We start from the raw sequence: 21975 nt of genomic DNA, 5'->3' as shown, positions 1-21975 counted from the left end.
AAGTCTCCTCAGCAGTCCAGTGGGTTGCGTTTTTCCGGGTTGATCCCGAACTTGACGATGGCGTCAGCCACCACCTTGGGTTCGATCTCACCGCGGTCAGCCAAGGCTTCCAGGGCTGCCAACACCACGAAGTGACGGTCGACTTCGAAGAAGTGACGCAGCTTCTTACGGCTGTCACTGCGGCCGAAACCGTCGGTGCCCAGGACTTTGAATTCCTTGGAAGGGACCCACTGGCGAATTTGTTCGGCAAACAGCTTCATGTAGTCGGTAGAGGCGATGACCGGGCCCTTGCGGCCGGCCAGGCATTCTTCGACGTAGCTCTTCGCTGGTTTCTGACCCGGATGCAGGCGGTTGCTGCGCTCTACGGCCAGGCCGTCGCGGCGCAGTTCGTTGAAGCTGGTAACGCTCCACACGTCGGCGCCGACGTTGAATTCGTCACGCAGGATCTTCGCCGCTTCACGCACTTCGCGCAGGATGGTGCCGGAGCCCATCAGTTGCACGTGGTGCGCCGCTTCCTTGGTGTCTTCTTCGAGCAGGTACATGCCCTTGATGATGCCGTCCTCGACACCGGCCGGCATGGCTGGCTGCTGGTAGGACTCGTTCATCACGGTGATGTAGTAGAAAACGTCCTGCTGCTCTTCGGTCATCTTCTTCATGCCGTCCTGGATGATCACCGCCAGCTCGTAGCCGTAGGTTGGATCAAAGGTGCGGCAGTTCGGGATGGTGGCAGCCAGGATGTGGCTGTGACCGTCTTCGTGTTGCAGGCCTTCGCCGTTGAGCGTGGTACGGCCGGCGGTGCCGCCGATCAGGAAACCACGGGTACGGCTGTCGCCCGCTGCCCAGGCCAGGTCGCCAATGCGCTGGAAGCCGAACATCGAGTAGAAGATGTAGAACGGCAGCATCGGTTGGTTATGGCTGGAGTACGAAGTACCGGCCGCAATGAAGGAGCTCATGGCGCCCGCTTCGTTGATGCCTTCTTCGAGGATCTGGCCCTTCTTGTCTTCCTTGTAGAACATCACCTGGTCTTTATCGACTGGCTCGTAGAGCTGGCCGACGGAGGAGTAGATGCCCAGTTGACGGAACATGCCTTCCATACCGAAGGTACGGGCTTCGTCCGGGATGATCGGGACGATGCGCGGGCCGATGTCCTTGTCCTTGACCAGCTGCGCAAGAATCCGCACGAAGGCCATGGTAGTGGAGATTTCACGGTCGCCCGAACCGTCAAGGATGGCCTTGAGGGTGCTGAGGTCCGGCGTTGGCACGCTGAAGCTGTTGGCGCGGCGCTGTGGCACGAAACCGCCCAGTGCGGAGCGGCGCTCGCTCAGGTAGCGGGCTTCGGCGCTGTTCGGCTCCGGCTTGAAGAACGGCAGGTTCTCCAGTTCTTCATCCTTGACCGGGATGTCGAAACGGTCGCGGAACAACTTCAGGCTGTCGACATCGACTTTCTTGGTGTTGTGCGCGGTGTTTTTCGCTTCGCCGGCACCGGTGCCATAACCCTTGATGGTCTTGGCCAGGATGACGGTCGGTTGTTCTTTGTGGTTGACCGCTTCGTGGTATGCCGCATAGACCTTGTACGGGTCGTGGCCGCCACGGTTGAGCTTCCAGATCTCGTCGTCGGACAGGTCGGCAACCATCGCCTTGAGTTCAGGCGTGTTGAAGAAGTGTTCACGCACGAACGCGCCGTCTTTGGCTTTGTAGTTCTGGTACTCGCCGTCGATGACTTCGTCCATGCGACGTTGCAGGATGCCGTCGACGTCCTTGGCCAGCAGTGGGTCCCAGAAACGGCCCCAGATGACTTTGGTCACGTTCCACTGCGCACCGCGGAACACGCCTTCGAGTTCCTGGATGATCTTGCCGTTGCCGCGAACCGGGCCGTCGAGGCGCTGCAAGTTGCAGTTGATGACGAAGATCAGGTTGTCCAGTTTTTCGCGGCCGGCCAGGGAGATGGCGCCCAGGGATTCCGGCTCGTCACACTCGCCGTCGCCCAGGAAACACCAGACCTTCTGCTTGCCTTCAGGGATGAAACCGCGGGCTTCCAGATACTTCATGAAGCGCGCCTGGTAGATCGCCTGGATCGGGCCCAGACCCATGGATACGGTCGGGAACTGCCAGAAGTCCGGCATCAGCCAAGGGTGCGGGTAGGACGACAGGCCCTGACCGTCGACTTCCTGGCGGAAGTTGTTCATTTGTTCTTCGCTGATGCGGCCTTCCATGAACGCACGGGCGTAAACGCCTGGGGAGGTGTGGCCCTGGAAGTAGATCAGGTCGCCGCCATGTTCGTCGGTCGGGGCCTGGAAGAAGTAGTTGAAGCCGATGTCATACAGGGTTGCGCTGGAAGCGAAGCTGGAGATGTGACCGCCCAGGTCCGAATCTTTCAAGTTCGTGCGCATTACCATCGCCATGGCGTTCCAACGTACCAGCGAGCGAATGCGGCGTTCCATGAACAGGTCGCCAGGCATGCGTGCTTCGTGGGTAACGGGGATGGTGTTGCGGTATGGCGTGGTGATGGCGTAAGGCAGTTGCGAGCCGCTGCGGGTCGCGAGTTCGCCCATACGGGTCATCAGGTAGTGAGCACGGTCTTCGCCTTCTTTGTCGAGAACCGATTCCAGGGCGTCCAGCCATTCCTGGGTTTCGACGGGATCGAGGTCTTGCATGGCTTGCTCCAGGGCGGAAAGGCTACCAGAATCGGTTGCCTGAAGTTTGCGACTGGCCTTGTGGGCAGACGACATAAATTCTTGGATGGCCGAAGGTTGCTTCGGCGTCCTGTAGTTTTACTACAAATCGTCGGCCATTTCAGCCTTTCGAATGTATATACGAGTAGTAAAACTACACAAGACTGAGCGTATGGCTCGGTCTGGCTGGTGAGCATAATCGTTATTGTTGATCTTTTGCGAACAAGAAAAGGTAGAAGTTTAATGTTGCCTGCCAAAATTAAAGTGTTTTCAGCTATTTCTAACTTTTGTTCGACAGTCCTTCATTCAGCGTGGTGCCTGCACGTCTCGCTACAAGCCTTTTACGCGCCGACCAAGGATAGACCATGAGCCTTCCAACGCTGGCCGAATTGCCGGCCATTCTGCTCCCAGCTGCCCAGCGGGCCGAGCAGTCATTTCGTGACGCAGTGGCCGCGCTGGATGACGATCATGGCCTTTCTGAATGGACGCCGCAACGCTGGGCCGACTTCGCCCGGGTGTGCGCCGCCAGTGATTTCGTTATTGAACAGAGCCTTCGTGACCCTTTGATGTTGCTCGAACTGGCCGCCTGGGGCGAGCTGGACCGTGGTTTCGCACCTGGCGAGCTATGCGGGCAAATTGCTGGCGCGGTGCAACAAGCCGAAACAGAAGATGAGCTGGGCCGTGTGCTGCGTCGCCAGCGTACCCGCCAGCAAGTGCGCATTATCTGGCGTGACCTGACGCGCCAGGCCGATCTGGTGCAAACCTGCCGCGACCTGTCCGATATGGCCGACGCCAGCATCGACCAGGCCTACCAGTGGCTGTACCAGCGCCACTGTGTGCAATTCGGCACGCCCACCGGGCGCCGCAGCGGCGAGGCCCAGCACATGGTGATCCTCGGCATGGGCAAGCTCGGTGCGGTTGAGCTGAACCTCTCGTCGGACATCGACCTGATCTTCGCCTACCCCGAAGGCGGCGAAACCGTGGGGGTGAAGCGTGCGCTGGATAATCAGGAATTTTTCATCCGTCTTGGTCAAAAATTGATCAAGGCGCTCGACCCGATGACGGTCGACGGCTTTGTCTTCCGCGTGGATATGCGCTTGCGCCCATACGGTTCGGCCGGTGCGCTGGTGCTGAGCTTCAATGCGCTGGAACAGTATTACCAGGACCAGGGCCGCGACTGGGAGCGCTACGCCATGATCAAGGCGCGGGTGGTGGCTGGCGATCAGGTGGCGGGCGCGCAATTGCTCGACATGCTGCGGCCGTTCGTCTACCGGCGTTACCTGGATTTTTCCGCCATCGAAGCACTGCGCACGATGAAGCAACTGATCCAGCAGGAAGTGCGGCGCAAAGGCATGGCCGACAACATCAAGCTGGGCTCGGGCGGCATTCGCGAAGTGGAGTTTATCGCCCAGGCGTTCCAGCTGATCCACGGCGGCCGCGACTTGAGCTTGCAGCAGCGCCCATTGCTTAAAGTGCTCGGCACTCTGGAGGGCCAGGGCTACCTGCCGCCGGCGGTGATCGCCGAGTTGCGCAACGGTTATGAGTTCCTGCGTTACACCGAGCATGCGATCCAAGCGATTGCCGATCGCCAGACCCAGATGCTCCCCGACAGTCCGCAGGATCAGGCGCGCATTGCCTTTATGTTGGGTTTTGCCGACTGGGCCGCGTTCCATGAACGCCTGATGTACTGGCGTGGCCGGATTGACTGGCACTTCCGCCAAGTCATCGCCGATCCGGATGAGGATGAAGGCGAAGAAAGCGAGCTGGTGGTAGGCGGTGAGTGGTTGCCGCTGTGGGAAGAGTCCCAGGACGAAGACGCCGCCTGCCGGCAGTTGGCCGAAGGCGGTTTCACCGATGCACCCAAGGCACTCAAAGCCCTGGCCAGCCTGCGCGGCAGCCCGCAACTGCGCGCCATGCAGCGCCTGGGCCGTGAACGGTTGGATGCGTTTATTCCGCGCCTGCTGGCCCAGGCCGTCGAGCATGCCAACCCGGACCTGGTGCTGGAACGCGTGTTGCCGCTGGTCGAAGCCGTCGCGCGGCGTTCGGCATATCTGGTGCTGCTCACCGAAAACCCTGACGCCCTGCGTCGCCTGTTGACCCTGTGCGCCGCCAGCCCCTGGATCGCCGAGCAGATCACGCGTTTCCCGCTGTTGCTGGATGAATTGCTCAATGAAGGGCGCCTGTTCAAGCCGCCGTTGGCGCCGGAACTGGCCGCCGAACTGCGCGAACGCCTTACACGCATTCCCGAAGATGACCTTGAACAGCAGATGGAAGCCCTGCGCCATTTCAAGTTGGCGCATCGCCTGCGTGTGGCCGCCTCGGAAATCGCCGGCAGCCTGCCGTTGATGAAAGTCAGCGATTACCTGACCTGGCTCGCCGAGGCGATCCTCGAACAGGTCCTCGCCCTGGCTTGGCGCCAGACCGTGGCGCGCCACGGCTCGCCGCAACGGCTGGACGGCACCTTGTGCGATCCTGGATTCATCATTGTCGGCTACGGGAAAGTCGGCGGCATCGAGCTGGGGCATGGTTCCGACTTGGACCTGGTGTTTATCCACGACGGCGACCCGCATGCCGAAACCGATGGCGCCAAGCCGATCGACGGTGCGCAGTTCTTTACGCGCCTGGGTCAGCGCATCATTCATTTGCTGACGACCCAGACCAACTCCGGCCAATTATATGAAGTGGACATGCGCCTGCGCCCGTCTGGCGCATCCGGGCTGTTGGTGAGTTCGTTGGGGGCGTTCGACCGCTATCAACAAAATGAAGCCTGGACCTGGGAACATCAGGCGTTGGTCCGCGCCCGCGTGCTGGTCGGTAGCCAGGACGTTGGCCAGGCGTTCGAGCAAGTGCGTGCCAGGGTGCTGGGGCGCGAGCGTGACCTGGCGACGCTGCGCCAGGAGGTCAGCGAGATGCGCGCCAAGATGCGCGACAACCTGGGCACCAAGAGCACTGCGGCCGGCAAGGGCGCCAATGCCTTCGAAGCCTCGGCGTTGTTCGACCTCAAGCAGGACGCCGGAGGTATCGTCGATATTGAATTTATGGTGCAATACGCGGCTTTGGCGTGGTCTGCGCAACATCCATCGTTGCTGCGCTACACCGACAATATCCGCATTCTGGAAGGCCTGGAGCAGGTGGGGTTGATGCCCGCCGCCGATGCCCATCTGCTGCGTGAGGTGTATAAAGCCTACCGTTCCGCCGCGCATCGTCAGGCCTTGCAGAACGAGGCCGGTACGGTGGCCGGGGATCAGTTCGTCGAGGAGCGGCGCCAGGTGATGCGAATCTGGCAGGAACTGGGATTGAGCTGAAGACACTATTAGGGCGGGGAGGCATAAGCCTCCCCGCATCGTTTGTGGAAACTACATGAATATTCTGATCGTTGGGCCCAGTTGGGTCGGTGACATGGTGATGGCACAGACACTGTTCCAGTGCCTGCGCGCTCGCCATCCAGATTGCCAGATCGACGTGCTCGCCCCTGAGTGGAGCCGGCCGATCCTTGAGCGCATGCCCGAAGTGCGCAAGGCTTTGAGCTTTCCGCTCGGCCACGGCGCCCTGGAACTGGCGACCCGTCGTCGCATCGGCAAATCCATGGCCGGCGAGTACGACCAGGCGATCCTGCTGCCCAATTCGCTCAAGTCGGCGCTGGTGCCGTACTTTGCCGGCATCCCCAAGCGCACCGGCTGGCGCGGCGAATTTCGCTATGTGCTGCTCAACGACGTGCGCACGTTGGACAAAACCCGCTATCCGCTGATGATCGAACGCTTTATGGCCCTGGCCTACGCGCCGGGTGCCGAGTTGCCCAAACCCTATCCGCGCCCGAGCCTGCGGATCGACCCGGTCACCCGCGACGCGGCGCTGGCCAAGTTCGGCCTCAGCCTGGATCGCCCGGTGCTGGCGCTGTGCCCCGGCGCCGAGTTCGGCGAGTCCAAGCGCTGGCCTTCGGAGCATTACGCCAAGGTCGCTGAGATGAAGATCCGCGAAGGCTGGCAAGTATGGTTGTTCGGCTCGAAGAACGACCACTCGGTGGGCGAAGACATCCGCCAGCGTCTGATCCCGGGCCTGCGCGAAGAAGCGGTAAATCTGAGCGGCGACACCTCGCTGGCCGAAGCGATCGACCTGCTGTCCTGCGCCGATGCGGTGGTGTCCAACGATTCCGGCCTGATGCACGTGGCCGCGGCGCTGAACCGCCCGTTGGTGGCGGTGTATGGGTCCACCTCGCCGGGCTTCACCCCGCCGTTGGCCGACAAAGTGGAAGTGGTGCGCCTGGGGCTTGATTGCAGCCCGTGTTTCGAACGCACCTGCCGTTTCGGCCACTACAATTGCCTGCGCCAGTTGCTGCCGCAGTCGGTCAGCGAAGCCTTGCAGCGGTTGCAGGGCGACGTGGTTGAGGTTCACTGAGTTGCGGGTACTGGTAGTCAAGACCTCATCCCTGGGCGACGTGATCCACGCCTTGCCGGCACTGACCGACGCGGCGCGGGCGATCCCCGGCATTCAATTCGACTGGGTCGTGGAAGAGGGCTTTGCCGAAATCCCCACCTGGCACCCAGCGGTAGACAAGGTGATCCCGGTGGCGATCCGCCGCTGGCGCAAGAACCTCTGGCAAACCTTCAAGAGCGGTGAATGGCGGCGCTTCAAGCAGCGCATCCAGGCGACCAAGTATGACTTGGTGATTGACGCTCAGGGCCTGTTCAAAAGCGCCTGGCTGACCCGTTACGTACGGGCGCCGGTGGCCGGCTTTGATAAAAACTCCGCCCGTGAGCCCATCGCGGCGCGTTTTTACTCCCGACGTCTGGCCGTGGCTCGTGGGCAGCACGCGGTGGAACGCTTGCGTCAGTTGTTCGCCGTAGCCCTGGGTTATGACTTGCCCAAAGGCTTGGGCGACTACGGCCTGAGCGTCGACAAGTTGCTCGGCCTGCCACCGAAAAAGCCCTTCGTGCTACTGCTGCATGGCACCACTTGGGACACCAAGCACTGGCCGGAAGCCTACTGGCGCGAGCTGGCCGAACGCATGGGGCGCCTGGGCGTGGACGTGAAGCTGCCCTGGGGCAACGCCACGGAAAAAGCCCGCGCCGAACGCCTGGCTCAAGGGCTGGCGAACGCCGAAGTATTGCCCAAGTTGAACCTGGCCGGCGTGGCTCGGGTATTGGCCGGCGCCCGCGCTTGCGTGGCGGTGGATACCGGCCTGGGGCACTTGGCGGCGGCGCTGGATGTGCCGACCATCTCCCTGTTCGGCCCCACCAATCCGGGCCTGACCGGCGCCTACGGCAAGGCGCAGATTCACCTGGCCAGCGATTGGTCCTGCGCGCCGTGCCTGCAAAAACACTGTACCTATCAACCGACGGCCGACGACCTGCGTCGGTTCGACATCGCGCGCGAATCGCCCCTGTGCTTCACGCGCCTGAACCCTGAGCGTGTGGCAAGCCGACTGAGCACGTTGTTACTGGCTGAGGAACTGCACTGATGCAACTGGCTTTTGTTCTGTACAAATACTTCCCCTTCGGCGGCCTGCAGCGTGACTTCATGCGCATCGCCCTGGAGTGCCAGCGGCGCGGCCATCAGATTCGCGTCTACACGCTGATCTGGGAGGGCGATATTCCGCCCGGCTTTGAAGTGCTGGTGGCGCCGGTCAAAGCGTTCTTCAACCATCGGCGCAACGAAAAACTCAGTGCCTGGATGGAGGCCGACCTGGCCAAGCGCCCGGTGGACCGTTTGATCGGGTTCAACAAGATGCCAGGCCTGGACGTGTACTACGCTGCCGACGGTTGTTTTGAAGACAAAGCACAGAACCTGCGCCATTCGCTGTACCGCAGTTTTGGTCGTTACCGCCACTTCGCCGAATACGAACGTGCAGTGTTCGCCAAGGACGCCAAGACCGAAATCCTGATGATTTCCGAAGTGCAGCAGCCGCTGTTCATCAAGCACTACGACACCCCGGTGGAGCGCTTTCACCTGCTGCCGCCGGGCATCGCCCAGGACCGTCGCGCACCGCCGGACGCCGCCGCAATCCGCGCAGGGTTCCGCAAGGAATTCAACCTGGGCGAGGATGACCTGCTGTTGGTGCAGATCGGCTCCGGCTTCAAAACCAAGGGCGTCGACCGCAGCCTCAAGGCGCTGGCCGCGTTGCCCTCGGAGCTGAAAAAACGCACGCGTCTGTTTGTAATCGGCCAGGACGACCCCAAAGTATTCCAATTGCAAAGCGCCACATTGGGGCTGGGCGATAACGTGCAGTTTCTTAAAGGGCGCAGCGATATCCCGCGTTTCCTGCTGGGCGCCGACCTGTTGATCCACCCGGCGTATAACGAAAACACCGGCACCGTGCTGCTTGAGGCGCTGGTGGCCGGGTTGCCGGTACTGGTCTCGGCGGTGTGTGGTTATGCCCATTACATCGCCGAGGCCGACAGCGGTCTGGTGCTGAATGAGCCGTTCGAACAGGCTCAGTTGAACGAGTACCTGGCGCGCATGTTGACCGATTCTGCACAGCGCGCGGCCTGGAGCCGCAACGGGTTGGCTTTCGCTGAGACGGCCGACCTCTACAGCATGCCGCAGCGCGCTGCGGATGTGATTCTGGCGGAGCCAAAGCCATGAAGTTGATGCTTGCCGAACCCTTCAAGAGCCTCTGGGCCGGACGCGATGCGTTCGCCGAAGTAGAGCGGCTGGAAGGCGAGGTGTACCGCGAACTGGAAGCCCGACGCACCTTGCGCACCGAGGTGGACGGCCGTGGCTACTTTGTGAAGATCCACCGGGGCATCGGCTGGGGTGAGATCGTCAAGAACCTGGTCACCGCCAAGCTGCCGGTACTCGGCGCCGGGCAGGAATGGCTGGCGATCCAGCGCCTGCAGGAAATCGGTGTGCCGACCATGACTGCCGTGGCCTACGGCGAGCGCGGCAGCAACCCGGCGGACCAGCATTCGTTCATCATCACCGAAGAGCTGGCGCCCACGGTCAGCCTGGAAGACTTCAGCATTGATTGGGTCAAGCAGCCACCGCAGCCGCGCCTCAAGCGCGCGCTGATCGCCGAAGTGGCGCGCATGACCGGCATGATGCATCGCGGCGGGGTCAACCATCGTGACTGCTACATCTGCCACTTCCTGCTGCACACCGACACGCCGGTCACGCCTGATCGCTTCAAGTTGTCGGTAATCGACCTGCACCGTGCCCAGACCCGGCCGAAAATCAGCCTGCGCTGGCGCAACAAAGACCTGGCCGCGCTGTACTTCTCGGCGCTGGACATCGGCCTGACCCGTCGCGACAAGCTGCGGTTCCTCAAGGGTTACTTCCAGCAGCCACTGCGCCAGATCCTGGCCGAAGAAAGCGCTTTGTTGCAGTGGCTGCAAGGCAAGGCCGACAAGCTCTACGCGCGTAAACAGCGATACGGGGATGCGCTCTGATGGCGGGCTGGAACCTGGAACCGGCCTACGCCGGCCTGGCGGAAGACTTTGGCAGCCTCGACGCGGTGTTCGCCCTGCAAGGAGAGCGGCTGACCCGCGATCCGTTGTCCGAAGTGATCCGAGTGGAGCGCGCGGGGGTCAATTATTACGTCAAGCGCTACGTTGGCGCCGGCAAGGGCTTGCGTCGCTACCTGGGCAAGCCGCGGGTCAAGTCCGAATGGCAGAACCTCAAGCGCTTTGCCAAATGGGGCATTCCCACCGCCGATGTGGTGGCCTGGGGCTTGGAGCGTAAAGGCCTGGCCTATGATCGCGGCGCGATGATCACCCGTGAATTGCCCAAGACCGAAGACCTGTCGGCGCTGGCCGATCGCAACGACCCCCGTCTGCGCGATCCGCGCTGGGTCGATGGGGTCAGCCGCCAGCTCGCCGAATACACCCGCACCATGCACGATCACCGCTTTACTCATAACGATTTGAAGTGGCGCAACCTGCTGATCGACGACCAGCAGACCCTGTATCTGATCGATTGCCCCAACGGCGATTTCTGGCGCGGGTTCTGGCTCAAGTACCGCATTACCAAAGACCTGGCCTGCCTGGACAAGGTGGCCAAGTATCACCTGTCGGCCACCCAGCGCCTGCGCTTCTATCTGCAATACCGTCAGCGCCAGCACCTGAGTGCATCGGACAAACAGCGTATTCGCCATGTGGTGAAGTTTTTTGAGGGGCGCGAATGAGTGATTTTGTGGCGGCTGAAGACCGGGCTTTGTTGGAGCGCAACGGTCTGGCTACGTTCGACGCCTTGTGGGCCAAACAGCTCGACGCAGTGGACGAACCGAATACCAGTCGCGGTGGCTGGAGTAGCGTGTTTCGCCTGGAGCTGGAGGGGCAGGGGTATTACCTCAAGCGTCAGAGCAACTACCTGACCCGCAGCCTTCATCGCCCATGGGGCGAGCCGAGCTTCTCCCGCGAGTTTCGTAATATCAGCCGTTATCGCACGCTGGGTATCCCGGCCTTGCAGGCGGCGTTCTACGGTGAACGCAAGGTGGCCGGCGAGTACCGCGCGATGCTGCTGACCCGTGCCCTCGACGGCTGGAACGACTTGGATTCGCTGCTGGAGGAGTGGCCTTCGCTCAGCGATGCCCAGCACCGCGCCATCCTGCGGGCATGCGGCGAACTGGCGCGCCGGCTGCATGGCGTCGGCCAGGTGCATGGCTGTTTCTACCCCAAGCATATTTTCCTGCAGGCCACCGGCGAAGGTTATGCCGCGCAGTTGATCGACCTGGAGAAAACCCGCCCGTTGTTGTTTGGCTGGCGGGATCGGGTCAAGGACCTGGAGCCGTTGCTGCGCCGTTCCCCGCAATGGTCCGACGCACAGGTGCGCCAGTTGCTGGCGGCCTACCTGGACCAACCTGAAGACAGCGCAGAGGTCGCCACTTGGCTGCAACGCCTGACGACCCGGCGCGGCCACAAGGAGAAGCGCTGATGCGCCTGTCGGAGCTGAAAAACGCCGGCCGCACCCCAAGCCTGCCCCTGACCTTGGACCTGGCGGACGCCGCCGGCCCCGGTCAACTGCAGCTGTTGAGCCTGTTGCGCGTGTTGCCGGGCGAGCGCTATGTCGGCGCGGCCGTCTGGCGCGGGCGCGTAGTGCTGGCCAAGTTGCTGGTAGGCAGTAAGGCGGCGCGGCATTTTCAGCGTGAGCTCAGCGGTGTTCGCCTGTTGGCCGAACAGGGCCTGATCACGCCTTTGCTGCTGGCCGACGGTTTGCAGCAAGGCGAGGGTGGCTGGTTGCTGTTCGAATTTATCGAGGGTGCCGAAAGCCTGGCCGATGCCTGGCAGGCGGTCCAAGGTTTGCCGCCCTTGGCTGATGAGCAAACGGCGGTGCTCGCCGAAGCACTGGGCGCGATTGCGCAAATGCACGCCAAAGGCTTGTGGCAGGAAGACCTGCACCTGGACAACCTGCTGCGCAAGGACGGCAAGCTGTACCTGATCGATGGCGCCGGAATTCGCGTCGAAGAAGCCGGCAAGCCGCTGTCGCGCAACCGGGTGCTGGAAAACCTCGGGGTGTTTTTTGCGCAATTGCCGAAGAATCTTGAGCCGTTTACCGAAGAGTTGCTGGTGTATTACCTGCTGAGCAACAGCGAACATGCCTTGCCCCTGGAAGCCCTGGAAAAACAAGTACGCAAGGTCAGTGCCTGGCGTTTGAAGGACTTTCTGGAAAAGGTCGGCCGCGAATGCACGCTGTTCAGTGTCGTGCGCGGTGCTTTTGCCTTGCGCGCGATCAGGCGCGAGGAAGTGCCCGCAATGCTGCCGGTGCTGGAGCAGGCCGATGTGTTGCTGGACCAGGGCCATTTGTACAAGACCGGCGGTGCGGCCAGTGTGGCCAAAGTCGAGGTGGCCGGTCGGCCGCTGGTGATCAAGCGTTACAACATCAAGGGCTTCGCCCATTGGCTCAAGCGTTTTTGGCGCCCGAGCCGCGCCTGGCATTCCTGGCGCGAAGGCAATCGCTTGGCCTTCCTCGGCATCGCCACGCCCAAGCCGTTGGCGGTATTGGAGAAGCGTTTTCTCTGGCTGCGCAGCCGTGCGTACCTGATCACCGAATACCTGCCGGGCCCAGACATCATCGAGCGTTTCGCGCCCTACGTTGAACACGGCGACGCGCCGGAAAACGAGCTGCAGGCGCTGGATCATTTATTCGCCGAGCTGATCCGCGAGCGCATCAGCCACGGGGATTTCAAGGGCCATAACCTGTTTTGGCACGAAGACCGTTGGGCCCTGATCGATCTCGATGCGATGTGCCAGCACCGCAGTCTCGCCAGCTTCGCCCCGGCCTACGCCAAGGACCGCGCGCGGTTTATGCGCAACTGGCCGCAGGACAGTGCGTTATATCAACTGATCGACCAGCGGTTGCCCAAGCAACCCACCTGATCGCTCTGACCATCAGAATGGAGGCTCGGCGTCGGCAGTCGCGCCGGTTTTTGCTCAACCCGTCGCTGCCCGCCAGGGTGGCAGCGCCAGGGTTAAGCGGGTGAGGCCGCTCATCGAACAGTCGTAAATCAGTGGCGTTTTGGAAGTGAGCGCACAAAGGGGCGCGACTTTAGTGAACCGGGCGATTTCTTTCATTCGGGAATCTTCCTACGCGGCTAATCGACGCGTCCGTACTGGGACTTCATGGCGGGCGGTGCTAGCGTGGCCGTTCCTGAGTAAATGGACCAAAGGAGCGGACATGCGGCATTTATCGAGGGTCATCTGGCTGGTTGGGATACTGGCATTGGTCGGTTGCGGCACGATCAACACCGTGTTTCGCCCGGACGCCGTGACCAGCCAGAATCTCAAGGACTCGCGCAGCCATTGCGAAAACGTGCCGCGCATCTACAGCGGCGTGCTGTACGGGTTTTGTACGCTCAACGGTGAACCCAAGCCTGAAAGAAGCCTGAACGATCCAAGCCTGTCGAACAGTACCGGCAACGCTCTACCGATCATCGCCATCGAATTCCTGGGGTCCGGCGTGCTGGATACCCTGGTCCTGCCTTATACGATCTACCGCCAGAACAAAGACGGCAGCATCGAGATCTACCGCTAGGCCCACTTGCCGCTTGCCGCTAACAGCTTCCCACTGCTTTTAAGCTATAATCCCGCCCTTTAGCTGTTTCCCGCCCGCGCGGGAGGCACACTTTTTTCAGGCGCGACCCGCCTGCATGCAGACTAAAAGAGGCTAGACCCCTGTGGCATTGACGATTCTTGGCCTGTCCGGCGCCCTTAGCCATGATCCTTCCGCAGCCCTGTATATCGACGGCAAGCTGATTGCGGCCGCCGAAGAAGAGCGCTTCGTACGCGACAAACATGCAAAGAACCGCATGCCCTACGAATCGGCGAAGTTCTGCCTGGAACAGGCCGGCATCAAGCCTTCCGACGTTGACGTGGTGGCGATCCCATTCGCCCCGATCAGCCTGTTCGGCGAGGCGCGCTGGCACTACGCCAAGCGTTACTGGTACGCCCCGGACCGCGCCCTCGACGCGATCCTGATGGGCAACCGCCGCTACAAGCGCTACCGCAACAAGATCGTGTGGTGCCTGGAGCAACTGGGCTTCGATCCGAAGAAGATCAAGATCGAGCCGGTTGAGCACCACCTGGCCCACGCCTCCAGTGCCTACCACTGCTCGGGCTTCCAGGAAAAAACCGCGATCCTTGGCATCGACGGCAAGGGTGAGTACGCCACCACGTTCTTCGGCTACGGCGAGAACGGCAAGATCCACAAAATCAAAGAATTCTACGACCCGGATTCCCTCGGCGGCCTGTACGGCGCGATCACCGAGTTTCTCGGTTTCGAGATGCTCGACGGCGAGTTCAAGGTCATGGGCATGGCGCCCTATGGCGATGCCAGCAAATACGATTTCTCGCGTTTGGCTTCCTTTGAAAACGGCGAGCTGGTGATCAACACCGATTACGCCAACGTCATCGGCCTGCGTCGCTACAAAGAGAAGGGCAAGGGCTTCTACTTCTCGCCGAAACTGATCGAGTGGCTGGGCCCCAAGCGCGAAGGCGACATCGCCGACGAGCCGTACATCCACTACGCCGCCAGCATGCAGGCGCTGTTCGAGAAGCTGGCCCTGCAGATGATCGACCATTACCTGGGCGACATCCTCAAGGACACCGGCAAGCTGGCCTTCGCCGGCGGTTGCGCGCTGAACGTCAAACTGAACCAGAAAATCATCGCCCGTGACGACGTGAAAGAGCTGTTCGTGCAGCCTGCGTCCGGCGATGCCGGTACCGCCGTCGGTGCGGCCGCCTATGTATCCCACGCTCGTGGTGTGCCGGTGGAGAAGATGGAACACGTCTACCTCGGCCCGTCCTACAGCAACGAAGATGTGATTGCCGCGTGCGCCAAGCACGAGAGCAAGCCGAACTGGCGCAAGATCGAAAACATGCCGCAGCGCATCGCCAAGATCATGGTCGACGGCAACCCGGTGGCCTGGTTCCAGGGCCGCATGGAGTTTGGCCCGCGTGCGCTGGGCGGTCGTTCGATCATCGGTTGCCCGAGCGCCACCGGCGTGGCCGACCGCATCAACCACCAGATCAAATTCCGCGAGCGTTGGAGGCCTTTCTGCCCGTCGATGCTCGACACCGTGGCCCCGCAAATGATCAAGGTCGATCACCCGGCGCCGTTCATGACCTTCACCTTCGAAGTGGCTGAAGAGTGGAAGACCCGCGTGCCGGAAGTAGTCCATGAAGATGGCACCTCCCGCGCCCAGGTGCTCAAGCGCGAATACAACCCGCGCTACTACGACATGATGAAAGAGCTGGAAGTACTGACCGGCAACGGCGTGTCCCTGAACACCTCGCTCAACCGCCGTGGCGAAGCGATGATCTGCTCGCCGACCGACGCGCTGAACATGTTCTTCGGCTCCGACCTGCAATACCTGATCATGGAAGACATCCTCGTGGTCAAGGACGGTGTGGACCCTTATGACGCGCTCGGCTGATCGCCACGTCCTACAGTTCTGCCATGGCTATGACGGGCCTTTCCTCGATTGTGCGCGACAGTACGCCAGTTTGTTTGCAGGCTCCGGCTATAAGGTGACCACGGTGTTTCTCACCGGGGTCCCCGACCCTGCCGTGGCCGCGGCGTGTGCCAGCGATGAAGTGCTGTTCATGGCGTTCAGTTCCAAGGCTATCCGTGGCCTGAAGCTGTCGGCCATCGCGCAGTTGCGCAAAATTGCCGCGTCGCGCCATTTCAGTTTTTGTATCGCCCACCGATTCAAGCCGATCTATATCGCCTTGCTGGGCAGCCGTTTGCCCGTGATCGGTGTGCATCACGCCTTCGGCGACTACCAGCGCCGCAGCCGCAAGCTGTTCGCCGGGATTTTCCGTAAACGCCTGAGTTTGCTGGGTGTGTCCGATGCGGTGCGCGACGATATGCGGCGTTGCCTGCCCGACTGGCCCAGCGAGCGTATCCAGACCTTGTACAACCGCGTTGATGTCGACGCGTTGCAGGCCAGCCAGGTCTCGGTAGGCGAGGCGCGCGATGCCTTGGGGCTGTCGCCGGATGCGTGGGTGGTCGGCAATGTCGGCCGCCTGCACCCGGACAAGGACCAGGCCACGCTCCTCAAGGGCTTCGCCCTCGCGTTGCCGCACCTGCCGGCCGCAAGCCGTCTGGCGATTCTTGGCAAAGGGCGCCTGGAGCAAAGCCTCAAGCACCTGGCACAGGAGTTGGGTATTGCCGACCAGGTGTTGTTCCTCGGTCAGGTGCCGGATGCGCGTCGATATTTCCGTGCGTTCGATGCCTTTGCCCTGAGTTCCGATCACGAACCCTTCGGCATGGTGCTGCTCGAAGCGATGGCGGCGGGCGTGCCGCTGCTGGCTACGGCGTGCGGCGGGGCGCGGGAAGTGGTCGAAGGCGTGGGCGTCCTGTTTCCCTTCGGCGATGCCGAACATCTCGCTCAGGGGCTGCGGCACTTGGCTGCGATGGATCAGCAACAGCAGCGGCAGTGTGCCCAAATGATGCTGGAGCGCCTGCGCACGCGTTTCTCGGATCGGGCGGTACGCGATACTTTCTGGCAATTGCCGCACGTTATTGAACTGACCGCGGGGGCTTGATGCTCAATCGATTCCAAGGCTGGCGCGAGCGCGGCTGGTCCGTCGTCGACGCCCCTGTCTACAGCGAGGCCTGGGGGCGTTTTGGTGGCAGTGTCGCCACTCATCCGCAAATCGTTGAGCGCCTGGCGGGGCTGGCGGATATCCCGGTGCGTTATCTGGCATGGGAGCAAGGCGGTGAGCTGCAAGCTTGCATCGCGACCTGGGGGCGGGATTTGGCACTGTCCAAAGACGTCCTCAAGCAGCGGGGTAAAAAGGGGCTGTTCGACCTGGGCAACGCTGAATTGATCCTACCGGCCTGCGCCCAGGCACAGGCACCGTTAAGGCACCGGGCGCGCTACCTTTCAGCCCTCAATGAAGGTCGTTTCAGCGGTCTCAAGCTACAGGCCGAACAACTGGCCATGGCACGGCCCCCGGAAGAGCTATCGAAAAAATTCCGCTACAACCAGCGCCGCGAACTGCGTCTGCTGGAGGAAGCTGGTGGCTCGGTACGGCCGGTGAGTGAGTTTTCCAGCACCGAACTTGGCGCGATGTACTGCGATTTATTTTTACGCCGCTGGGGCTTTGTCGCTACGGGCGCCGAGCGCATGGCCGAGGTGATCGAGTTACTGCGCGAGTGGTTGATCGGCTCGGTGATTTTTCTCAACGATGCTCCTGTTGCCATCCAGTTGGTATACCGGGTCGAGTCACCCGAGTGGATCAGTGTGGAATACGTCAACGGTGGCGTCGATCCCGAAACCCGGGCATTCAGCCCAGGCAGCGTGCTCAGTTTCCTCAACACTCAAAGTGCTTGGGAGCAGGCTCGTGAGGTCGGCAAACCCTTGCGTTTTTCCTTTGGGCGTGCGGATCGGGAGTACAAGGATCGCTGGTGCAATCCCGTGCCGGTGTACACCGTATGAGCCAATCCCAGAACCGTAAGCAGGCACTGCTCAAGCGTCATCGCCGTAATAAGCGGCTGGGGCTGGTGGTTGCGTTGTTGCTGTTGGTCGTGGTGGGAGTAACGGTGGCGTGGTGGCTGCCGCTTTTATTAGCGGTCTTGGCGTGGGTTGCCCATGAGGCCTGGTTTGCCGACCATCTCTTCTACTCGCCCAAGGACGACTATCGGTATCAGTTCGCAGCCGATGCCGAGCAGCCCTCCGTCATTCTGGACAAGGGGCGGCTGATGCTCTGCGAGCCGCTGGCGTTGTCGGGGGATGAGACCCTGATCCTGGCGCTGCGCATCAAAAGCAGCCTGGCAGGGCGTTTTATCGACCCCTTCATTGCTCTGTCGACGGATGATCGCCAAACGTTCGAGCGGGGCGTGGACGGCCTGCGTTATCTGAACCTCACGGGTCAGGCGCACGCGTTGCTTGAGGGCGGTCTGGCGCTAAAAGGGCGATGGTGCCGGGTACTGGGTGAGCCTGTGCTTTCGGTATGGCGCCAGCCTGATGTGCGACAGCAGCGAGTAATGGTCATTGCGCCCCATGCCGACGATGCCGAACTTGCCGCGTTTGGTTTGTACAGCCAGGCGACCCAGCCGTGGATCGTCACATTGACCGCTGGCGAGATCGAAGCCGAGCATTATCAGCGAATGGGCCTGACCACACGGGATGCAGCACGGCTCAAGGGCCGCTTGCGTGCCTGGGACAGCGTTGCCGTACCTCGTTGGGCAGGTGTGCCCCAGGAAAACTGCGTGCAGCTTGGGTATTTCTGCCTGCAATTGGCGGCAATGCAGGCCGAGCCTGATCTGGCAGTGGGCTCCCGGGAGGCAGAATTGAGTGATATCCGCCCGTTTCGCCAGTTCAACCCCTTCCCGCTACCGGCTGATGGGGATGGGCGGCCAACCTGGAACAATCTGTTGGCCGACTTACGCGCGGTGTTGTTGAAGGCGCGTCCTGAGGTCATCGTGCTGCCCCATCCGGTGCTCGATCCCCATCCTGACCACGTCTGCGCGCAGGAGGCGGTTTTGCAAGCTTTGCAGGGACTGGAGTGGCAACCCACCACATTGCTGGGCTATGCCAATCACCTGCACGACAACGATCGCTGGCCGATGGGGGACTCTGGAAATGGTGTCGCTTTGCCACCATCCTTTGATCCGGCTTACACTCTGCGGCCCTACTGCTTGTCGCTACCCGCAGAGATTCAACGTGACAAGGCTATGTCGCTGGGGATGATGCATGACCTGCAGCCGAAGATGCCGTTGAAACGGCGCGTGCGACGCGTCATACAGTGTTTGTTGGCCGGTAGGAAGGTGTCTCCCTGGGGGGAAAACGAGTTTTTCCGCAAAGCCGTTCGGCGCCATGAACTCTTCTGGGTCATAAAACCCAAGTAACGTTACGCAACGTGAGGGGCGCAGAGTGCCCCCGTTAATATGACAGTGAGTCCGTTTTGAATAATCCGTGCCCCAGCATTCTCTTTCTTATTCCGTATTTTGGCCGCTGGCCATTCTGGATGCCTTTCTTTCTGGAAAGCTGTCGGCGCAACCCGGATATTGACTGGCTATTATTCAGCGACTGCCCTATTCCGGAAAACGTCCCGGAGAATGTCAGGATCGAAAGCACGACATTTGACGAATACTGCGCGTTGGTATCCCAACGCTTGAGCATCCGCTTCGGGCCTCAGGCGCCTTACAAACTGTGCGACATCAAACCCGCGCTGGGGTACATCCATGCGGATCGCCTCACGGGTTATGATTTTTGGGCATTTGGTGACCTGGACCTTATCTACGGCAACCTGCGTCGCTATTTCACTGCCGAGCGGTTGGCCGGCTATGACCTGTTCTCTACCCATGAACGGCGGGTCGCTGGCCATTTGTGCCTGATTCGCAACACCGCTGAGATGCAGCGTGTTTTTATGCGGATCAAGGATTGGGAGGCGCGCTTTGCTGATGAAGCGCATCATGCGCTGGATGAAGGTGCCTTCAGCCGAATTTTTCTGTGGCGTAAGAATTTCCCGAAGCCGCTGTTTGAGTTGGTGGGAAAGTTCAACCCCTGGCGTCGACGTAGCGATTTCACTGAAGCGTTCAGCACACCGGGTGGCGTGATCAAGTGGCACGACGGCAGTGATCGCTTTCCCCATCAGTGGTTCTGGAAGGACGGTCGCTTGACCAACGACAGGGACGGCGAGCAGGAATTTCCCTATTTCCATTTCGTGTGTTGGAAACGAAATCAGTGGCCGTTGTTGCCAGAGTCGAGCGCGGAGTACATCCAGGCGCTGGCTGCTGAGCCATCCTGGGTCGTTGATGCCACCGGTTTCCATCGAGGAGAGTTATGAGTCGGCGTTTCAAGGTCCTGCAATTACAGCCTGACTACAATGTCAAATCCCATGATTTTGCCGACCTGGCTGAGCAGATCGTCAAGGCATTGCCCGCAGAGCGCTATACAGTCACGGCGGCATTCCTGCGCGGCCGTCCTGGGCCGACGGACCCGGTCAGTCGCGCCGAAACGTCCGTTTATTTCGAGTTTTCCGACAAGTCCCTTAAAGGGATGAGGCTGCGCGCGATGTGGCGGCTCTATCAATTCTGCCGCAAGGAAAAGTTTGATGCCGTCGTGTGCAACCGCTTCAAGCCGGTCAACATGATGTTGCAGTTGAACCGCTGGTTGAAAATTCCTCTGTGTATCGGCATTTCCCACGGCTTTGGTGAATATGATCGTCTGTACCGGCGCAAGCAGGCCTCGCGCTGGATCGACGAACACTGGCGGTTTGTCGGAGTTTCGCCTGCGGTCAAACAGTACCTGCTGGATTGCCAGTGCGGATTTACCGACCAGAACACCTACGCCATTACCAATGCTATCGATATCGAACAGGCCGAAGCCTTGCAGCATCCGCGGGAGCGCGCGCGTCAGTTGTTGGGCATCGACCCTTCGGTGCGCTTGATCGGTGCCTTGGGGCGTCTGGTCCCCGTGAAGGGCCATACCTATTTGTTGCAGGCATTCGCGGCGCTTAAAGATAAATACCCTAATGCGCAGCTCGCCATTATTGGTGCGGGACGTGAGCAGTCCAACCTCGCGGCCCAAATCCAGAGCCTTGGCCTGGCAGGCCGAGTCCATTTGCTGGGATTCAAGGAGAACGCACTGCAATATGTGCGGGCCTTCGATATCTGGGCAATGCCCTCGCTGGCAGAAGGTCTCGGACTGGCCTTGCTGGAAGGCATGAGCGGCCGCTTGCCGGTGATCGCCTCCAGCGTGCCGGCCATGCTTCCGCTGATCGAAGGCGCGGGTGGCCTGGCGGTGGAACCGGCCAATGTGCCCGACCTGACACAGGCGCTGGATACCTACTTGGCGTTGCCCGATGAAGCCCTCGCTCAAAAAGGCGAGCAGGCTTACCAGTACCTCCAAGCGCAACACGATATTGAAGTGTTTCGCCAGCAATACCTGAAGTTGATTGATTCAGGCTTGGCTCAAGTAGACAGGAACAACGTATGAACCAGAGTCAGCCCTTGGTCACTGTGATCATTGCGTCTTACAACCACGCTCCCTATATCGAGCAGAGCATTCTCAGCGTCCTGAATCAGACCTACTCCAATATCGAGTTGCTGGTGATTGATGACGGTTCGACCGACGACAGCGTAGAGCGTATTCGTCGCTTGCAGGAGCGTTACTCGTTCGACTTTCGTGTCCAACAGAATCAAGGTCTTACCAACACGCTCAATGGCGCTGTGGCACGGTCCCAGGGGCCGTTGGTTGTGCCGTTCGGTTCTGATGACATCATGTTGCCGGAGCGCATAGCCACCCAAGTCGCCTATATGGACGGTAAGCCCGAAGTCGGTATCTGTGCCGGCAATATAGAGCTGATCGATTCGAACGGCGAACTGTTCCCAGAGAAACGCCAGCGCCGGGATGTACCCTTCCGGCGGCTTGATTTCGATGACATGTTTCTGGAGCGCAAACCTTATCCGCCAGCGCCCACGCTGATGATTCGGCGCGAGGCGCTGGAAAAGGTCGGCGGGTTCGACCCCGAGATCCGTCTGGAAGATTTGTTGATCGAGCTGAAGATCACCCGCGCCGGGTACTTCATCGATGGCCTGAATGTGCTGATGGCTCGCTACCGCAAACACGCCACTAACTCATACAAGAATCATCGATTCATGATCGACAACATCCTGCGCTCATACGCGCTGTTCAGCGATCATCCTCGCTATGACGAGGTGCGTTACAAGTTTCTCAGCTCGATGTTCCTCAAAACCGCCAACCGCGATCGCACATTGGCGCGTGAGCTGCTCGCGCAGATTCCGTTCCGCGCGTGGAACAAGAAAACCTGGCGTGGTTTGAGCCGGCTGTATCTTTCTCCATTGGAAAAAGACTGACATCGCTGCCCGGCGCCCCAGCTTCGAGGCGCCTCTTGCTAGG

Annotated in this window: 17 protein-coding genes; 16 read left to right on the top strand and 1 reads right to left on the bottom strand. The window is 60.8% G+C overall.

All coding sequences use genetic code 11. The features are described from left to right. Nucleotides 1–8: 8 nt before the first annotated feature. The gene (aceE, locus tag QRN41_RS12445; RefSeq protein ID WP_167416775.1) at nucleotides 9–2654 is read right to left on the bottom strand and encodes a pyruvate dehydrogenase (acetyl-transferring), homodimeric type; all 2646 of its coding nucleotides are present in this window, start codon (nucleotides 2652–2654) and stop codon (nucleotides 9–11) included. A 383-nt stretch (nucleotides 2655–3037) separates the two neighbouring features. Here aceE and glnE point away from each other — a divergent pair, with 383 nt between their 5' ends. From glnE to QRN41_RS12365, 16 genes are all read left to right on the top strand, one after another. Further along, the gene (gene glnE / locus QRN41_RS12440) at nucleotides 3038–5977 is read left to right on the top strand and encodes a bifunctional [glutamate--ammonia ligase]-adenylyl-L-tyrosine phosphorylase/[glutamate--ammonia-ligase] adenylyltransferase (protein WP_167416776.1); all 2940 of its coding nucleotides are present in this window, start codon (nucleotides 3038–3040) and stop codon (nucleotides 5975–5977) included. A gap of 55 nt (nucleotides 5978–6032) precedes the next feature. After that, on the top strand, nucleotides 6033–7067 hold the full coding sequence (gene waaF, locus QRN41_RS12435) for a lipopolysaccharide heptosyltransferase II (RefSeq protein WP_034095554.1): 1035 nt from the start codon (nucleotides 6033–6035) through the stop codon (nucleotides 7065–7067). A 1-nt stretch (nucleotide 7068) separates the two neighbouring features. After that, nucleotides 7069–8130, top strand: coding sequence for a lipopolysaccharide heptosyltransferase I (waaC, locus tag QRN41_RS12430; protein ID WP_034095555.1), 1062 nt, complete (start codon nucleotides 7069–7071; stop codon nucleotides 8128–8130). Beyond that, on the top strand, nucleotides 8130–9254 hold the full coding sequence (locus QRN41_RS12425) for a glycosyltransferase family 4 protein (RefSeq protein WP_167416777.1): 1125 nt from the start codon (nucleotides 8130–8132) through the stop codon (nucleotides 9252–9254). Before waaC ends, QRN41_RS12425 begins: the two co-directional genes overlap by 1 nt. Further along, a complete protein-coding gene (gene rfaP, locus QRN41_RS12420) occupies nucleotides 9251–10057 on the top strand; it encodes a lipopolysaccharide core heptose(I) kinase RfaP (RefSeq protein ID WP_167416778.1) in 807 nt (268 codons plus the stop codon). The genes QRN41_RS12425 and rfaP overlap by 4 nt, the downstream gene beginning before the upstream one ends. Continuing rightward, a complete protein-coding gene (locus QRN41_RS12415) occupies nucleotides 10057–10791 on the top strand; it encodes a lipopolysaccharide kinase InaA family protein (RefSeq protein ID WP_034136618.1) in 735 nt (244 codons plus the stop codon). The genes rfaP and QRN41_RS12415 overlap by 1 nt, the downstream gene beginning before the upstream one ends. Continuing rightward, nucleotides 10788–11540 carry a lipopolysaccharide kinase InaA family protein gene (locus QRN41_RS12410; RefSeq protein ID WP_167416779.1) on the top strand — a complete coding sequence of 251 codons (753 nt, stop codon included), beginning with the start codon at nucleotides 10788–10790 and terminating at the stop codon, nucleotides 11538–11540. The genes QRN41_RS12415 and QRN41_RS12410 overlap by 4 nt, the downstream gene beginning before the upstream one ends. Next, nucleotides 11540–12982, top strand: coding sequence for a lipopolysaccharide kinase InaA family protein (locus tag QRN41_RS12405; protein WP_167416780.1), 1443 nt, complete (start codon nucleotides 11540–11542; stop codon nucleotides 12980–12982). Before QRN41_RS12410 ends, QRN41_RS12405 begins: the two co-directional genes overlap by 1 nt. A gap of 298 nt (nucleotides 12983–13280) precedes the next feature. Next, complete coding sequence (locus QRN41_RS12400) at nucleotides 13281–13637, top strand: YceK/YidQ family lipoprotein (protein ID WP_123479568.1); 357 nt, start codon at nucleotides 13281–13283, stop codon at nucleotides 13635–13637. 142 nt (nucleotides 13638–13779) lie between these two features. Further along, complete coding sequence (locus QRN41_RS12395) at nucleotides 13780–15537, top strand: carbamoyltransferase family protein (RefSeq protein WP_034136622.1); 1758 nt, start codon at nucleotides 13780–13782, stop codon at nucleotides 15535–15537. Next, the gene (locus QRN41_RS12390) at nucleotides 15521–16651 is read left to right on the top strand and encodes a glycosyltransferase (protein WP_167416781.1); all 1131 of its coding nucleotides are present in this window, start codon (nucleotides 15521–15523) and stop codon (nucleotides 16649–16651) included. The genes QRN41_RS12395 and QRN41_RS12390 overlap by 17 nt, the downstream gene beginning before the upstream one ends. Next, nucleotides 16651–17547 (top strand): antimicrobial resistance protein Mig-14, encoded by an 897-nt coding sequence (locus QRN41_RS12385; RefSeq protein WP_034136624.1) that lies wholly within the window; start codon nucleotides 16651–16653, stop codon nucleotides 17545–17547. Before QRN41_RS12390 ends, QRN41_RS12385 begins: the two co-directional genes overlap by 1 nt. Further along, a complete protein-coding gene (locus QRN41_RS12380; RefSeq protein ID WP_167416782.1) occupies nucleotides 17544–18959 on the top strand; it encodes a PIG-L deacetylase family protein in 1416 nt (471 codons plus the stop codon). Before QRN41_RS12385 ends, QRN41_RS12380 begins: the two co-directional genes overlap by 4 nt. Nucleotides 18960–19015: 56 nt before the next feature. After that, nucleotides 19016–19900 carry a DUF6625 family protein gene (locus tag QRN41_RS12375; RefSeq protein ID WP_034136626.1) on the top strand — a complete coding sequence of 295 codons (885 nt, stop codon included), beginning with the start codon at nucleotides 19016–19018 and terminating at the stop codon, nucleotides 19898–19900. Continuing rightward, the gene (locus QRN41_RS12370) at nucleotides 19897–21051 is read left to right on the top strand and encodes a glycosyltransferase family 4 protein (protein WP_123479566.1); all 1155 of its coding nucleotides are present in this window, start codon (nucleotides 19897–19899) and stop codon (nucleotides 21049–21051) included. Before QRN41_RS12375 ends, QRN41_RS12370 begins: the two co-directional genes overlap by 4 nt. Further along, nucleotides 21048–21932, top strand: coding sequence for a glycosyltransferase (locus QRN41_RS12365; RefSeq protein WP_034136628.1), 885 nt, complete (start codon nucleotides 21048–21050; stop codon nucleotides 21930–21932). The genes QRN41_RS12370 and QRN41_RS12365 overlap by 4 nt, the downstream gene beginning before the upstream one ends. Nucleotides 21933–21975: the final 43 nt, after the last annotated feature.

The organism is Pseudomonas sp. efr-133-TYG-23 (genome assembly GCF_030209215.1).
Taxonomy (GTDB): Bacteria; Pseudomonadota; Gammaproteobacteria; order Pseudomonadales; family Pseudomonadaceae; genus Aquipseudomonas; species Aquipseudomonas rhodesiae.
The sequence above is the reverse complement of the archived record's forward strand: the minus strand, read 5'-3'. Positions and strand labels throughout refer to the sequence as shown.